At 54.8% G+C, this 16631-nt stretch carries 15 protein-coding genes; 6 read left to right on the top strand and 9 right to left on the bottom strand.

Features of this window, described 5'->3' with window-relative positions; genetic code table 11:
• Positions 1-42: 42 nt before the first annotated feature.
• Positions 43-1923, bottom strand: coding sequence for a DUF294 nucleotidyltransferase-like domain-containing protein (locus KGFNPO_RS05600; RefSeq protein ID WP_472633498.1), 1881 nt, complete (start codon positions 1921-1923; stop codon positions 43-45).
• A gap of 444 nt (positions 1924-2367) precedes the next feature.
• On the opposite strand from KGFNPO_RS05600, the gene KGFNPO_RS05595 reads away from it, so the two are divergent.
• The 6 genes from KGFNPO_RS05595 (at position 2368) to KGFNPO_RS05570 (ending at position 9962) form a co-directional block, all read left to right on the top strand.
• A complete protein-coding gene (locus KGFNPO_RS05595; RefSeq protein WP_472633497.1) occupies positions 2368-2673 on the top strand; it encodes a DUF485 domain-containing protein in 306 nt (101 codons plus the stop codon).
• Positions 2673-4337, top strand: a complete 1665-nt coding sequence (locus KGFNPO_RS05590) for a cation acetate symporter (protein ID WP_472633496.1) — start codon at positions 2673-2675, stop codon at positions 4335-4337. The genes KGFNPO_RS05595 and KGFNPO_RS05590 overlap by 1 nt, the downstream gene beginning before the upstream one ends.
• Before the next feature lie 140 nt (positions 4338-4477).
• A complete protein-coding gene (locus KGFNPO_RS05585) occupies positions 4478-4726 on the top strand; it encodes a hypothetical protein (protein WP_472633495.1) in 249 nt (82 codons plus the stop codon).
• A gap of 1 nt (position 4727) precedes the next feature.
• Complete coding sequence (locus KGFNPO_RS05580; RefSeq protein WP_472633494.1) at positions 4728-7454, top strand: ATP-binding protein; 2727 nt, start codon at positions 4728-4730, stop codon at positions 7452-7454.
• 1 nt (position 7455) lies between these two features.
• Positions 7456-7827 (top strand): response regulator transcription factor, encoded by a 372-nt coding sequence (locus KGFNPO_RS05575; RefSeq protein ID WP_472633493.1) that lies wholly within the window; start codon positions 7456-7458, stop codon positions 7825-7827.
• Positions 7824-9962, top strand: coding sequence for a 3'-5' exonuclease (locus KGFNPO_RS05570; protein ID WP_472633492.1), 2139 nt, complete (start codon positions 7824-7826; stop codon positions 9960-9962). The genes KGFNPO_RS05575 and KGFNPO_RS05570 overlap by 4 nt, the downstream gene beginning before the upstream one ends.
• Positions 9963-10162: 200 nt before the next feature.
• Here KGFNPO_RS05570 and KGFNPO_RS05565 read toward each other — a convergent pair whose 3' ends face one another.
• The 8 genes from KGFNPO_RS05565 to ccoN all read right to left on the bottom strand — a co-directional run bounded on the left by KGFNPO_RS05565 (position 10163) and on the right by ccoN (position 16571).
• Complete coding sequence (locus tag KGFNPO_RS05565; protein WP_472633491.1) at positions 10163-10921, bottom strand: sulfite exporter TauE/SafE family protein; 759 nt, start codon at positions 10919-10921, stop codon at positions 10163-10165.
• Between the two features lie 62 nt (positions 10922-10983).
• The gene (locus KGFNPO_RS05560) at positions 10984-11241 is read right to left on the bottom strand and encodes a hypothetical protein (RefSeq protein WP_472633490.1); all 258 of its coding nucleotides are present in this window, start codon (positions 11239-11241) and stop codon (positions 10984-10986) included.
• 25 nt (positions 11242-11266) lie between these two features.
• Positions 11267-11821 (bottom strand): FixH family protein, encoded by a 555-nt coding sequence (locus KGFNPO_RS05555; RefSeq protein ID WP_472633489.1) that lies wholly within the window; start codon positions 11819-11821, stop codon positions 11267-11269.
• Between the two features lie 9 nt (positions 11822-11830).
• Complete coding sequence (gene ccoG / locus KGFNPO_RS05550) at positions 11831-13243, bottom strand: cytochrome c oxidase accessory protein CcoG (protein WP_472633488.1); 1413 nt, start codon at positions 13241-13243, stop codon at positions 11831-11833.
• A 38-nt stretch (positions 13244-13281) separates the two neighbouring features.
• The gene (gene ccoP, locus KGFNPO_RS05545; RefSeq protein ID WP_472633487.1) at positions 13282-14265 is read right to left on the bottom strand and encodes a cytochrome-c oxidase, cbb3-type subunit III; all 984 of its coding nucleotides are present in this window, start codon (positions 14263-14265) and stop codon (positions 13282-13284) included.
• A 2-nt stretch (positions 14266-14267) separates the two neighbouring features.
• On the bottom strand, positions 14268-14423 hold the full coding sequence (locus tag KGFNPO_RS05540) for a cbb3-type cytochrome oxidase subunit 3 (RefSeq protein WP_472615186.1): 156 nt from the start codon (positions 14421-14423) through the stop codon (positions 14268-14270).
• Between the two features lie 51 nt (positions 14424-14474).
• Positions 14475-15092 carry a cytochrome-c oxidase, cbb3-type subunit II gene (ccoO, locus tag KGFNPO_RS05535; RefSeq protein WP_472633486.1) on the bottom strand — a complete coding sequence of 206 codons (618 nt, stop codon included), beginning with the start codon at positions 15090-15092 and terminating at the stop codon, positions 14475-14477.
• A 27-nt stretch (positions 15093-15119) separates the two neighbouring features.
• Positions 15120-16571, bottom strand: coding sequence for a cytochrome-c oxidase, cbb3-type subunit I (gene ccoN / locus KGFNPO_RS05530; protein ID WP_472633485.1), 1452 nt, complete (start codon positions 16569-16571; stop codon positions 15120-15122).
• Positions 16572-16631 lie beyond the last annotated feature (60 nt).

The raw sequence follows: 16631 nt of genomic DNA, 5'->3' as shown, positions 1-16631 counted from the left end.
TTCCAAGTTCGGGGCTGGGCTTTCCCATTGCTTACGGCCGGCTCATATCTGATAGTCCACCCGCAAGCGCGCCTGCAACAGCTTTACCTGCCGTAATGCTTCGATCAAAACCCGCTGATCGATTTCGTTCAAGGCATAGGGATCGATCCGGTTAGGATCGTCGTGACTGTCCGCGGAACGGTTGAGCTGACCGCGGATGCGGATGGTCTGGATGAAATGAAAGGCTGCGACATCGGCCTCGATTGCCGCCGGTTTTCGCCGCGCCCTGGCGCCGCCCAACAGCAGGCGCTGGGCGGTATTGGTGGCGCGCACACCGTGCGCCAGAGAAAAGATTCGGCCGATATCCACAAACAGTCGGGCCGCACGTTTTTTCAGGTCGATAGTCCCTCCGAACTTGCCGCCGTCGGTGGAGAAGCGCGACAGCACGCCCAGCGGAACCGAGGTTTCCAGCGCATTCTTGGCCATCAGATGCAGAAACAGCGGATTATCCCGACACAGCGCAAACAGAGTGTCGCGCAGGGTTTCCGCCAGTGCCGCATCCCCGTACAGCGGGCGTAAATCGAAGAAGATACTTGAAAGCAATAACGCCTGCCGGTCGGACGTGCAAATCCATGTGGCAAAACGGCTCTTCCATTCATCGAAAGTAAGGCACCACTTGGGATTGCGCGCCATGATGTCGCCCTCGCACAGAGGGAAGCCGCAGGCATCCAGCCCCAGATTGACGCTGGACGCGAACTGCAGCAATGTATTGCGCAGCGCCGTGACTGCAGCCGCATCGGCGCCCGGCGGCGGCGCAAAAATGATGCCATTGTCCTGATCGGTGGAAAAGGTCTGCTCCTGGCGCCCTTCCGAGCCAAAGGCCAGCCAGCAATAGCGCGCTGGTTGCCCCCCTTGCCCCTCTTGCCCCTCCTGCATCACCGGCTCGCCGACGATGTGGATTAGCTGAACCAGCACCCGGTCATTGAGCGCAGAGACCATGGCCGTGATCTGCTCGGCGCTCATGCCGTAACGAAACAGGCCGCTGCAGGTGGTGCGGATGCTATCGACCGCATTGCGCAGCGCTGCCACCGAAGTTGCCCGCTCGATCGGGGCTTCCAGATGACCGAAGCCGGTACGCTGCAGCACGAACAGGTCACGCTCCGAAATTACGCCAACCAGCGCGCCATCCTCCGACACCACCGGCAGGTGGCGAATCGAGCGGCTGGCCATGGTAAGCGCCGCTTCCGCCACCGAACTGGTCATCGGCAAACATACCGGCGCCGGCGTCATTACCGTGCTGACCGGGCGCGCCAGATCCAGGCCGGGCGCGAGTACCCGCCGCAGCGTATCGGACTCGGTCAGTATGCCGGCCACGCGCCCGGCAGCGGTCACGATCACCGATCCGATTTTGTGCTGGGTCATGAGTGCAATCGCCTGGCTGACGCTATCCGATGCGTCGACGCTCAATGGGCTGTGCTTGATCAGGCTGCTCAAAGGCTGAAACTTGATCTGTGCGGCGATGCGGTTGGATTCAATATCGGCCGCGATATCGTGCAGCATCCGCTCGTGATGGCGCCAGCACTGGGCGATGGCCCAGCGCAGCACCGCCGGCTCTGCCAGCAACGCGGCAATGCCAGGCGCCGCCAGCGACCAGCACACGCAATCCTCGGCGGCGGTATAGGTCTCGTCCGACTCCCGCCCCGGCAGAGCGAGATCGAACGGCAGCAACATGCCGGGACCGAGCAGCTCGCCGGCACCATTTTCTATGGCTGTGCTGCGCACCGACACCCGTCCCTGGCGAATAATCAGGATGGCGCGCTGTCCGTGCTGAAGCTGGGAATCAAAGATCGGTGCGCCGGCGGCAAAGCGAACCGGCCGGGCTGCCTCGAATAGCTCCCGCAACCGTTGCTGCGCCAAGGTGGAAAATGGTTCTAAGTCTGCCATCTTGGCAAGCTCCTTGTCGGTCAAGGAGGATTCGGTCTGGCGCATAGGATCGGCCCGCACATGAATAAAGAAAAAGGAGCAGCGTTTATGGAATAAGGAAATCTATAGGAGTATAGCCAATAATAGTGCATTTACCGCACGTATTTAATGTCGATAAATAATTACACAGAACAGTATTAAATCAGCGCCAAATCCCGGCCCGGCTGCGCCGCGCATCTGCACTTAGCTGCCCCAGCGCATTAATTTTCCTATTCAAGGATTGCGCACAAAGTAAGTGTGAAGTAAGTAATTGAAGATAGCCTGATTGTTGAGGCCATATTGTGACGATGATTTAAACATCTCTTTACATCAAATGGCGCCAGGCGAACCGATAATTTTCCTGCGCCAACGTCTCTATCAATTCGACCTCGCGTACTGACAATCTAACTATAGGAGATTTCAAAAATGGAAGATGATCTTGCTCAAAAGATAAAATCCAACCCTAACTATCAAAAGCTGGTTTCAACCCGCTCAAGTTATGGCTGGACCCTGACCTGGCTCATGATGATCGTGTATTACGGCTTCATCATGCTGATCGCGTTCGACAAGGAATTACTCTCCACCAAAATGGGGGCAGGCGTCATGACCTGGGGCATGCCTATCGGGCTTTTCGTGATTGTATTTACCGTCATCATCACAGGCATCTACGTTCGACGCGCCAATACCGAATTCGATGATCTAACCGCTAAAATCCGTAAAGAGGTTCTTTAATGTCGAATATAAAACGTATTTTTGGTGCGCTGGCACTGTTTTCGCTGGCAGGCGCCGCTTATGCTGCCGGCGCCGATCTTGGTCAGGCTGTCAAGCAGCCGACCAACTGGACGGCAATCAGCATGTTTGCCGCGTTTGTCATCTTCACCCTGTTCATTACCAAATGGGCCGCTGCCAAAACCAAGTCCGCAGCCGATTTTTACACCGCAGGCGGCGGCATCACCGGCTTTCAGAATGGTCTGGCGATTGCCGGCGACTATATGTCGGCAGCATCCTTTCTGGGCATTTCGGCTGCAGTTTATCTGAATGGCTATGACGGCTTGATCTATTCGATCGGATTCCTGGTCGGCTGGCCTATCATTACCTTCCTGATGGCGGAGCGGCTACGCAACCTCGGCCGCTTCACCTTTGCCGACGTAGCAGCTTATCGCTTCTCGCAAACGCCGATTCGTATCTTTGCGGCGTCGGGTACGCTGGTGGTAGTCGCTTTTTACCTGATCGCACAGATGGTGGGTGCCGGCCAGTTGATCAAGCTGCTGTTCGGCCTTGAATACTGGATCGCAGTCGTGATCGTCGGTAGTCTGATGATGATCTATGTATTGTTCGGCGGCATGACTGCAACCACCTGGGTACAGATCATCAAGGCCATCATGCTGCTGGCAGGCGCCACATTCATGGCCTTTGTCGTCATGTCGCAATTCAATTTCAGCCCTGAAGCCCTATTTGCCAAGTCGGTTGAAATTCATGAAAAGAAAGACGCCATCATGGGTCCGGGTACTTTCATCAAAGACCCTATCTCAGCCATTTCGTTCGGTATGGCTCTGATGTTCGGTACTGCCGGCTTACCGCATATCCTGATGCGCTTCTTCACGGTACCAAGTGCCAAGGAAGCACGCAAATCGGTATTCTGGGCCACCACCTGGATCGCTTACTTCTATATTCTGACCTTCATCATCGGTTTTGGCGCCATCGTTCTGGTAAGCACCAACCCTGAGTTCAAGGATGCTGCCGGCAAGCTGTTGGGCGGCAATAACATGGCAGCTATCCATTTGGCCAAAGCAGTAGGCGGCAACGTGTTCCTCGGCTTCATCTCGGCAGTAGCGTTCGCAACCATCCTGGCTGTTGTGGCAGGCTTGACGCTGTCCGGCGCCTCGGCGGTGTCGCATGACCTGTATGCAACCGTGTTCAAAAAAGGCCAGGCGACCAGCGCCAACGAGCTACGGGTATCGCGCATTACGACCATAATCCTGGGCATCATTGCGGTGGTGCTGGGTATCGTGTTCGAGAAACAGAACATCGCCTTTATGGTGTCGCTGGCGTTCGCGATTGCCGCGTCGGCCAACTTCCCGGTGCTGTTCATGTCGGTCTTGTGGAAAGATTGCACCACGCGCGGCGCCACCATCGGCGGCTTCCTCGGCCTGATTACCGCAGTTGGCTTGACGGTGGTATCGAAGTCGGTATGGGTTGACGTGCTGGGTCACGCGGATGCGATCTTCCCGTACACCTCGCCGGCATTATTCTCGATGACTGCCGGTTTCGTCGGCATCTGGCTGTTTTCGATTCTCGACAACAGCGATCGGGCCCGTATCGACCGTGCCGGTTACGAAGCGCAGAAAGTGCGTTCGGAAACCGGTATCGGTGCTGTCGGCGCTTCCGGTCACTAAGCGCATGATGTGAAGCACACAGCCCCGGCAAGTAATTTCCGGGGCTTTTTTAATGCAGGTTCGACTCTGCAAGTTTGACTATCGCTGCACTTTTAGTGCAATATCGATCCCATCCAAAGTCAGGCCGCAAAGGATATTCCATGTTCCAACACAACCTTACCGGCCAGCGTTTTGCCGCCATATTCGTCCTCGGTTGGCTCCTGTTGAATTACCCGCTGCTGGCACTTTTCAACGATGCAAACACTTGGTTCGGCATCCCTATTTTGTATGCTTATCTGTTTATTGTCTGGGCGCTGATTATCGGCCTGCTGGCGTATATTGCGGAAAAATCGTCGCACCCCGAGAGCCATGCGGCCGGCAACGCCCGGGCGCTGACTGCGGAAGACTGACATGCTGCAGGGCTGGGTCATCGTACTGGCGTCATTCGCCTATCTGGGCGTGCTGTTTGCGATTGCGTATTACGGCGACAAACGGGCCGACGCCGGTGCCAGCATTATCAACAATCCGACGATTTATGCACTATCACTGGCGGTGTATGCGACTTCGTGGACCTTCTTCGGCAGCGTCGGGCGCGCCGCTGCAAGCGGCATCGGATTTCTACCGATCTATCTAGGCCCGACGCTGATGATCGCGCTGTGGTGGATGGTGCTGCGCAAGATCATCCGCATCAGCAAAGCCAACCGCATCACTTCGATTGCCGACTTCATCGCTTCACGTTATGGCAAAAGTGCCTTGTTGGGAGGTCTGGTGACGATCATTGCGGTAGTCGGTATCGTGCCTTACATCGCGCTCCAGCTGAAGGCCGTCTCGGCCAGCTTTTCCGTGCTGCTGCACTATCCGAGCATCATGACCGGGCGTATCGAGGCGGGGCCGATTTGGAGCGACACCACGCTGTATATTGCGCTGCTGCTGGCAACCTTCACCATCCTGTTCGGCACCCGCCATCTGGATGTCGCAGAACGGCATGAAGGCATGGTGGCCGCCATCGCATTCGAATCCATCGTCAAGCTGGTGGCCTTCCTGGCGGTCGGCATCTTCGTTACCTTCAGCATGTACGACGGTTTTGGCGACCTGTTCCAGCAGGCCCAACTGGTTCCGCAATTGCAAAAATTGCTCACCGTCGGCAGCGACACTGGCAGCATCGCCTTCGGCAGCTGGGCTTCACTGATCCTGCTGTCGATGCTGTCATTGCTGTTTCTGCCGCGCCAGTTTCAGATAGCAGTGATTGAAAACATCAATGAAAGCCACCTCAACCGCGCCATCTGGGTGTTGCCACTGTATCTGTTGATCATCAACATCTTTGTGCTGCCGATTGCGTTTGGCGGCATCATGCACTTCCCCGATGGCAGTGTCGATGCTGACATGTTCGTGCTCGCGCTGCCGATGCAAACGCAGCAGCAAGGCTTGACGCTGCTGGTATTCATCGGCGGACTGTCCGCGGCAACCGGCATGATCATCGTCGAAAGCATCGCCCTGAGCACCATGGTCTGCAACGACCTGGTAATGCCGCTGCTGTTGCGCAGCGCGTCCTTTCGGCGCAACCGGCATGCCGACCTGAGCAAGTTTCTACTCAATATCCGGCGCGGCGCGATCGTGCTGCTGATGATGCTGGGCTACGCGTATTTTCGCCTGGCCGGAGAAACCTATGCGCTGGTCTCGATCGGCCTGATTTCATTTGCGGCGGTGGCCCAGTTCGCACCGGCCATGCTGGGTGGCATCTACTGGAAAAACGGTACCCTGGGCGGCGCGCTGACCGGCTTATGCGCCGGCTTTCTGCTCTGGCTGTACACCCTGCTGCTGCCCTCGTTTGCACAGTCCGGCTGGCTGCCAGAAAGTTTTATCGAACTCGGGCCGTTTGGCATCGAATGGCTGAAACCGCGCCAACTGTTCGGCTTGAACGGGCTGGATCAGGTATCGCACGCGCTGTTCTGGAGCCTGCTGGCTAATCTGGGCTTGTATGTTGGGGTTTCGCTCACAGGGCGTCAGAATGCCGCCGAAAAAGCCCAGGCGATTTTGTTTGTGGACGCCCGCGCGCTTGGCACCCGCGTATGGCGCGGCAGTGCCTCGGTCGAGGTACTGTCGGATTTGTTGCGGCGCTTCCTGGGAGCCGCCCGAGCCGATGCATTGCTGGCCCAGCACAGCCGGCAGCGCGGTACCAAAAATCTCAAGATGGCCGATGCCGAACTGGTGCATTTCGCTGAAATCCAGCTAGCCGGCACCATTGGCGCGGCTTCGGCGCGTGCCATGATCGCATCGGTGGTAGATGAAGAGCCGCTCGGGCTAGAAGAAGTCATGGCGATATTGAATGAAACTTCGCAAGTAATCGCCTACAGCCGTGAACTGGAGCAAAAATCGCACGAATTGGAACAAGCCTCGACTGAGCTGAAGGCCGCCAATGCCAGACTGACCGAGCTGGACCATTTAAAAGATAATTTCATTTCGACCATAACCCATGAGCTGCGCACGCCGCTGACATCGATTCGCGCCTTCTCGGAAATACTGCGCGACAATCCCAGTCTGGCAGCCGCTCAGCGCAGTGCGTATCTGGATATAGTGATCAAGGAAAGCGAACGCCTGACCCGGCTGATCAACGATGTACTCGATCTTGCCAAGATCGGCTCCGGCAGGGCAGAATGGCAAGCTGTAGCGCTCGATCTGAGGGATGTAATTACCGATTCGCTCAGCACCATCAGCCAGTTGCTGAAGGAGAATGGCATCCACCTGACGCTTGAATTGCCATCGCAGCCGGCACCCATCGTGGCGGACCATGACCGTCTGATGCAAGTGATGCTCAATCTGCTGTCGAATGCAGTCAAGTTCTGCGATCAAACCCAGGGCCGCATCCGCGTCAGCCTGGATACGCTTGGCGATCAGTGGCAAGTGGCGGTCCACGACAATGGCCCCGGCGTGCAGCAGCAAGACCAGGAATTGATTTTCGACAGATTCCGCCAGGGCGGCGACACGCTGACCGGCAAACCGCAAGGAACCGGACTCGGCTTGCCGATCAGCCGGGAAATCATTCATCATTTCGGTGGCCGGTTATGGGTCCAATCCCGGCCGGGCGAAGGCGCAACTTTTGCGTTTACGCTACCACTGGCAGCAACGCCGGAGACATAACATGACCCATAAAATCCTGATTGCCGATGACGAACCGAACATAGTCATCTCGCTTGAATTCCTGATGCAACAAAGCGGTTATGCAGTCGCTACCGCACGTGACGGTGAAGATGCGATGCAAAAAATTGCCTCTTTCCAGCCTGACCTGGTGCTGCTGGACATCATGCTGCCAAAACTCAATGGCTTCGAAGTTTGCCAGAGGGTGCGCGAAAACAGCCAGTGGAACCGGATCAAGATCGTCATGCTCTCGGCCAAGGGGCGCGAAATAGAAGTGAGCAAAGGGATCGCGCTGGGAGCCGATGCTTATGTCACCAAACCGTTTTCCACCAAGGATCTGATCGCACAGGTGCAGCGCCTGCTGGCGCACGAATGATGGCGAAAATGCGTTTTTGGCTGGTGTTGGCACTGCTGTATGCAGTTCTGCTGGGGATTTTCGCCCTCCCGTTTCTGATTTTGTCATCGAGCCTGGAGGCTGGGGAACAGGCGTTGCTGGCCCAACTCTTGGGTTCGCGCCTGCCACTTTTAATTCCACTGGCGCTGCTGCTACTGCTGGGATTGGGCACCGGCCTTGCAGCGCTGCAGGACCGCTACGTGCGTCCGCTGGCGCTGCTGGCTGAAGATGTGGTAATAATGCTGAGCACCAACCCGGAACATCGCGCAACACCGCAGGGGGCGGCAGAAGTACGCGTGCTGGCAGGAAAAATCAACACTCTCGCAACTACTTTTCAGGCGCTGCAACTTGACGTTCAAGCCAAAATTGCGCAGGCCAATCGCGCGCTGGCGGAAGAAAAAAACCGGCTGGCAGTGCTGATGTCGGAATTGGCCCAAAGTGTGCTGGTCTGCAATATCGAAGGTCGCATCCTGCTCTACAACACTCACGCCACCGAATTGCTGGAGGCGCACGATGCGACCGGCACCACGATTGGGCTGGGGCGCTCTATTTTTGGCGTGATTGAGCGCGACTTGATCGTGCATGCACTGGAACAAATCCAGCACCAGCGCCAACAAGAGACCGAACCATCAGCGCGAGCAGTCTCCGACTTTGTTGCCACCCTGGCCAATGGCCAGTTGGTGCGCGCGCACATGGCTGCGGTGCTGGACGGCAGCAAGGCGCTAGACGGCTTTGTGCTGACGCTGGAAGACATCACCCGCAACGTTGCCGCAGAAAGCCAGCGCGACACATTGCTGCAGTCGCTTACCCAGGACACGCGCGCGGCGCTGGCCAACATCCGCGCAGCGCTGGAAACGATGCAGCAATTCCCCGACATGAGTAGCGAAAAAAGAAGCCAGTTCACCGCCGTCATAGATGATGAATCGCAGCGTCTGGCACGCCAGATCAACCAGGTGGAACAGGGCCAGGCTGATTGTCAAAACGAAGGTTGGCAGCTTGAACAGATGCGTGGCGTCGATCTGATTGCACTGTTGCAGCGGCGCATCGCTACGCCAAGCCTGCGCATCAACAGCAGCGACACCATCGATCCAGCGCTGTGGCTGAAGGTGGATAGTTATGCACTGACACAATCACTGGCGTATCTGGCGCAGCGCCTGTCCACCCAATGCAATGTCAGTACGCTGCATTTAGATTTGCAGCGTACCGAACGCCTGGCCCATCTGGATCTGACTTGGCGCGGTGCGCCGGTGGCGGCAGAAACCTTGCGATTATGGGAAAACACGCCGCTCCAGATGGGCGCTACCAATCCATTACTCACCTTAAACGCGGTGATTGCCGGTCAGGGCGGCGAAGCGGTTTACCGGTTTGACCTGGCGCGGCAGACCTCGTGCTACCGCTTGTTATTGCCGCTGGCGGCAGCGCGGGCAGCACTCGATATCCGCCGCAGCACATCCGCGCGGCCGGAATTTTACGACTTTAATCTGTTCCAGCAATCGGGCCAGACCGCAGCGCTCGATCAGCAAATGCTGTCGCAACTCAGCTACACCGTATTCGACACCGAAACCACCGGGCTGGAACCAGCGGCCGGCGATGAAATCATCTCGCTGGGCGCACTGCATATCGTCAATGGCCGCCTGCTGTCACATGAAAACCTGGATCAACTGATACAACCAGGCCGCAAGCTCAGCGCAGAATCGATCGCCATCCATGGCATCAGCGACGCCATGCTGATCGGTCAGCCGGTGATAGAAAAAGTGCTGCCGCAATTCCATCGCTTCGCCCAAGACACCATTCTGGTGGCGCACAACGCAGCGTTCGACATGCGTTTTTTACAGATGCTGGAGGCAAGAACCGGTATCAACTTCAGCCAACCGGTACTCGACACCCTGTTGCTGTCACAAGTGATTCATCCGCACCAGGAACAGCACTCGCTGGAAGCAATCGCAATTCGCCTGGGGGTAGATATTGTCGGTCGCCACACCGCATTGGGGGACGCCATTGTCACCGCTGAGGTGCTGCTCAAGATGATTCCATTGCTGGCCGAAAAAGGTATCTTCACCCTCAAGCAAGCGCGCGACGCCGCACAACTGACGCCCTACGCACGGGTCCACTATTAGCACTTGGAAGAAAACATATACCTATATCTGTATATTTATATGTGCAATTAATACATGCGGGAGACACTATAAATATGCATATACTCCACCATTTTTATTGGATTTGTGGCGTCCATTTCAGCCGATTAAGCGGTGCCTGAACCGTAGATTCTGCAGCACAGTGCATAAGGCGTTTCTGAACTTTGGCCTCGGCTCCAGGATTAATGTATTGGCGTGATGCAGAATATAGCCGGCAAGCCCGTCATATCGTAATGCCACAACCCGAACAGGCCGATGCCGATCAACACTACCGCACCGCTGCCACGCAAAATGACAGGCAAAACGCGCTGATTGAGCCACTGGCCCATCCCCTGCGCGAACAGCAGGTATGGCAAGGCGCCCAGGCCAAAAATCAGCATCAGCACCGCACCGGAAAAAGCACCGCCCGATAGCAGTGAAAATGGTAGGACCGCATAAACCAGACCGCAGGGCATGCAACCCCAGGTCATACCGACCAGAAATGGATGGCGGCGCGTCTGTGCGGCCAATGAAAATCGGATCGGCAGTTTTACACTAGAGGCGATTTTTTGCCCCAGTCGATCGAGCAGCATCAATCCTGGCGCATAACCGACCAAACGCAGCCCAAGCCAGACCAAGGCCAAATTACCGACAATAAACATGGTCATCTGCACCGGCAGATATGGTTTGAAAAGCAAGCCGGCGGCACCCAGCGCACCGACTATACCGCCGAGCACGCCATAGGTACAGATACGGCCGGCATGCAGCAATGCTGGCATGCGCCATGCTCTACCCGGCGCATCTGATTGTTGCAGTTTGATCGGTATGACTTTGCGCTCGGAAGAACCTGTAGATCCGGCAGAACCGAGTAGATTTGCAATACCGCCGCACATGCCAATACAATGCGCACCGCCAAGCAGGCCGGCGGATAGCGCTGCAATAACTAATGGAACGGAAAGCATGTCGAATTAAATCCCCGAGGACTGCGGGCAAAGCGCGCTGCGCAATTTCAGATTATTTCCGATTATTTGGAATCGGTCGACAACAAAACCGTCAGGCCGCTGGAGATTGTCCCCAATAACCAGAACACAAAAAAACCTATGGTGTACACACCCAGATTGCTTAATTCAATTCTATTATCCAGAAGAATCAGCTGCTCCGGATCGACCAGGCTGAACAGCAGTCCGCTTGCCACACATGCTGTCAGGAATGAAGGCCAGAGTATCACCATCAGGATACTGCGCACGGCAACCGCTGGGTACACCGCTTCGGTACTCTTCACATTCCACCCCTTCTGCTGTAATGAATCAATTGATTGCCTTGAGTTGTAACTGGGCGTGCATTGGATCGGACCAGTCGCCGGTGAGCCGCCAATCGGGAGCTTCGATCTTGACATGCCAAAGCAGGTTAGCCTGCTGCGCAGGCGCAGATGGCGGCAAGTACATCAACTGGTAAGTGCCCGGACTGGTCCGATTCAGAGTGCCACGACGGATGAATTCATTGACGGCAGAACGCGGGCTGGATTCTGCAATGCTTAACTGCAAGGAGTCCGGGAGGGCGGCGTCACTTTTCACATGGATTGCAATGCGGCCAGTTACCCGATCAAAATCCATATCCGCAGACATGTTGCGGGCACGGGCATTGGCATCGTGCTGGATATTCGTATTGATCATCAAACCCTGCTTGTAATAATCCTCGGCAACCACTTTATCGCTACCGTTAAAAGCCAGAAAAGCGGTATAAAAACCAGCAACCATAACGATCGCCGGCCCTGCAATCACTAACCAGACCCAAGGTTCCTTGTACCAATGCACAGCTTGAGCTTTGCCTGGCTGAAGTTCGGGATGAAGATTTGCTTGCATAATGTTTCCTTAACGCGGGATCAGAAATACCGCTTTTTCGCTCACTGACACGCTCTTGTCATCATGATCTTGCACGGTAAAGATGATTTTATTGGAGCCAGGCTCAGCCTGGCCCGATGCTACCCGAACCCTGACCGGCACTGCCGTCGTGGACGCCGCCGGAACGGCAAAGTTGTTATCGGAAATGATTTCCGCGCCCGGAATGCCGCCAACTTCTATCGTGTATCGGTGGGGAGTTTCCTCGGTATTCATTACCTGCAGGCGATACACGTTATGCACCGATCCGTCTTCCATGATGCGCGGCATGCCGCGGTCCCGAATCACATCCACCTTCAGTGGCAAGCGCGTGGCCAGTGATAGAGCGGTAATCAAGATGATTAAGCCCAGAATCCCCGAATAAATCAAGGTGCGCGGGCGCAGGACGCGGCCCCAGATGCCGCGCTTGCTCAGATTTTCCGCTAGCGCATGCTCGGTGGTATACCGAATCAAGCCTCGTGGGTAATGCATCTTGTCCATGACCTGATCGCAGACGTCAATACAAGCGCCGCAACCGATACACTCGTATTGCAAGCCGTTACGAATGTCAATGCCAGTCGGACATACCTGCACGCATAGAGTGCAATTAATGCAGGTGCCAAGATTGAGTGTCGAGAGGTCGGCTTGCTTGCTGCGTGAGCCGCGCGGTTCGCCGCGCAGCCCATCGTAAGTCACGGTCAGGGTGTCTTTATCGAACATCGCGCTTTGAAAACGCGCATAAGGGCACATGTACTTGCAAACCTGCTCCCGCATCCAGCCGGCATTGCCGTAGGTGGCAAAACCGTAAAACAGTATCCAGAATATTTGCCACGGGCCGAGATCAAAGCTGGCAACTTCTGCGGCCAGGGTGCGAATCGGCGTGAAATAGCCGACAAACGTAAAGCCGGTCCAGAGTGCAACCGCGATCCAGGCGACATGCTTGGCTGTTTTAAGAATAAATTTGCGTGGCGACATCGGCGCATCATCCATGCGCATGCGCTTGGCGCGGTCGCCCTCAATCTTGCTCTCGATCCACATGAAAATTTCTGTGTAGACGGTTTGCGGGCAAGCGTATCCGCAGAAAACACGGCCCGCCACGGCCGTAAACAAGAATAGCGATAAAGCCGCAATGACCAGTAAGACGGCCAGATAAATAAAATCCTGCGGCCAGAAAACCATGCCGAAAATATAAAATTTACGGGCAGCCAAATCAAAAAGTACCGCCTGGCGGTCGTTCCATGTGAGCCAGGTGGTCCCGTAAAAAATGATTTGGGTGAACCAAACCATAGTCCAGCGCCATGTCGCGAACCAGCCGGTCAGCGCCCGTGGATAAATCTTCTTGCCAGTCTCGAAAAGCGACTGGTCAACTTCCTTGGCGCTGTACTGCTTGAGTGGCTTAATTTCCATTTAAATCGTTACTGCCTGTCTAAGGTAGATATCCTGTTTTATTTGGTATTTGCTAATAATCCGACTGTCTTGGCATCCGAGGTAGAAATTTGCCCATCGGAAGATGGATTATTCGAAAGCCCCCATACATACGCTGCCAACAGATGCACTTTAGCTTCGCCCAACATGCTCTTGTGAGCGGGCATCAGGTTAGTGCGTCCTTTATTAATGGTTTCCATGACGGTATTAATGTCGCCGCCGTATAACCATATCTTGTCAGTCAGATTGGGCGCTCCCAACGCCTGGTTGCCTTTGCCGTCGGCTCCATGACAAGCGGCACACACCATAAACTTGGGTTTGCCCAGTGCTGCCTTGATTGGATCGTGCGTTGATTTTGACAAGCTCAGCACGTAGTTGGCAACATTGCGTACATCATCCTCATTTCCCACGGCAGCACCCATCGGCGGCATCTGACCATTTCGTCCCGCAAGTACAGTGGTTTTAATGGTTTCCGGTGCGCCACCGTACAACCAATCCTTATCAGTCAGATTCGGAAAACTCTTGGTACCCTGCGCGTCAGATCCGTGACACTGCGCACAGGAATTGAGGAAGAGTCGCTGGCCGATTTCTCTGGCTTGCGGATCTTTCGCTACCGCCGGAATATCCATTGCAAGGAATTTGTTGAATAATGGACCGTATTGTTTCTCGCCTGCATCCACTTCCTGTTTGTATTCACTCAACTGGCTCCAGCCGAATGCGCCCTGCCAGCTTCCCATGCCCGGATATAGCGCCAGGTATACAACGCCGAATACTATCGTCATGTAAAACAGGCCCATCCACCAGCGCGGCAATGGATTGTTGTTTTCAGACAAATTACCGTCCCAGACATGCCCGGTGGTTTCAGCTGGCAAAGGCTTGCCGTCCTGACCCAACTTGAGCCGTACTTTTGATTGCGACCATAACAGCCATGCGCACGCCAAGATACTGAGCGCCACCACGATGGCGATCCCGATGCTCCACCCCTGATTAAAAAAATCTGCCATGATCAGTTTCCTGTCGTTTCATTATCGTTATCAATAGGTAACTTGCCGAGCGCATCAAAGTGCTCCTTATTATTTCGGCTGTAAGCCCAAAATAAAATACCGACAAAAGCCACAAAGCTCAGTACCGTAACAATGCTGCTTATCAATGTGAAATTCATACATCCCTCGCTATCTCGACCTGCCTAGATATTATTCACTCCGGCCAGCGCTTAATCCTTGTTCTTGATTGCAGTGCCGAGTATCTGCAAATAGGCAATCAGTGCATCCTGCTCTGTTTTGCCGTCAATTTCTGCTGCAGCTTGCGTAATTTCGACATCGGTGTATGGAACGCCTACCTTGCGCAAAGCACGCATTTTGGGCGCGACATCGTTTGCATCGAGCGTGTTTTGAGACAGCCACGGATAAGCTGGCATGTTCGATTCCGGCACAACATCGCGTGGATTGTTCAAGTGAGTGCGGTGCCAGTTATCACTGTAACGCGCGCCGACCCGGGCCAGGTCCGGTCCAGTGCGTTTACTACCCCACTGAAATGGATGATCATAAACAGATTCTCCTGCGACCGAATAATGCCCGTAACGCTCGGTCTCGGCCCGAAACGGGCGAATCATCTGTGAATGGCAGTTATAGCAACCCTCACGCAAGTAAATATCCCGGCCCGACAATTGCAGTGCCGAATACGGTTTCCAGCCAGCCACCGGCTGCGTGGTGGATTTTTGAAAAAACAATGGAACAATTTCCACCAGGCCGCCGACACTCAGCACCAGAATAATCAGCACCAGTAACAAGCCGACATTCTTCTCAATCATTTCATGAGTAAATTTACGCATTATTCTCTCCTAATAGCGTCTGTTGATTCAGGCTTTGGCAGTCGAATGACCTGCCATTGGTGCCAATACCGGAATCTTCGCTTCCGAAGGCGCTACTCCTGCAATGGTTTTGAATACGTTGTAAGCCATCACGCACATACCGGCAAGATAGAGCACTCCACCGGTCAATCGAATGATGTAGTACGGATAGGTAGCCTTGACCGATTCAACAAAAGTGTAGGTCAGGGTGCCGTCGACATTAACAGCGCGCCACATCAGGCCCTGCATCACGCCGGCAATCCACATCGATGCGATATACAGCACTACGCCAATCGTGGCCACCCAGAAATGCACCTCGATCAGCGATTTGCTGTACATCGAAGTACGCCCGAACAGACGCGGAATCATGTAGTACAGACTGCCGATGGTAACGAACCCAACCCAGCCCAAGGCACCCGAATGTACGTGACCGATAGTCCAGTCGGTGTAGTGCGAAAGCGCATTGACTGTCTTGATGGCCATCATCGGGCCTTCGAAGGTGGACATACCGTAAAACGACAGGGACACGATCAAAAAGCGCAGAATCGGGTCACTACGCAACTTGTGCCAAGCGCCGGACAATGTCATTACGCCGTTAATCATGCCGCCCCACGATGGTGCCAATAAAATCAGTGAAAACACCATGCCTACCGATTGTGTCCAATCAGGCAAAGCTGTGTAATGCAAATGATGCGGACCGGCCCACATGTAAGTGAAAATCAGCGCCCAGAAGTGGACGATAGAGAGACGGTACGAGTAAATCGGACGTTCCACGACTTTAGGAATGAAGTAATACATCATTCCCAGGAAACCTGCAGTCAGGAAGAAACCAACCGCGTTATGGCCATACCACCATTGCACCATTGCATCTTGCACGCCGGCATAGGCCGAATACGATTTGGTAAAAGATACTGGGATGGCGGCAGAATTAAAGATATGCAACAAGGCGACAGCCAGAATGAAAGCGCCATAAAACCAGTTTGCCACGTAGATATGCGCAACCTTACGCTTAGCCAGTGTGCCGAAAAACACCACTGCATAAGCTACCCAGACCAGGGTAATCAGAATGTCAATCGGCCATTCCAGTTCGGCATATTCCTTGCCTTGGGTATAGCCTAGAGGCAGCGAAATAGCCGCCAGTAAAATCACCAGTTGCCAGCCCCAGAAAGTGAATGCCGCCAGCTTATCGGAAAACAAACGCACATTCGAGGTGCGCTGCACTACATAGTATGAGGTGGCAAACAGGCCGCAACCCCCAAACGCAAAAATCACTGCGTTGGTATGCAATGGGCGCAATCGGCCAAAGCTCAGCCAGGGGATGCCCAAATTCAGCTCCGGCCAAGCCAGTTGGGCGGCAATTAGCACGCCCACCGTCATGCCTACCAGGCCCCAGACTACCGCCATAATGGAAAACTGGCGCACCACACGATAATTGTAGGTATCTACTTTTGATTGGCTCATGTTTTAGCTCGGTTATTAAGCTCGGTTGTTAAATTCTGACGCCACTTTAAGTGCTGGCTG

This window comes from Gelidimonas diazotrophica, assembly GCF_055694025.1.
Note: the sequence above shows the minus strand (reverse complement) of the source record. Positions and strands in the feature narration are given on the sequence as shown.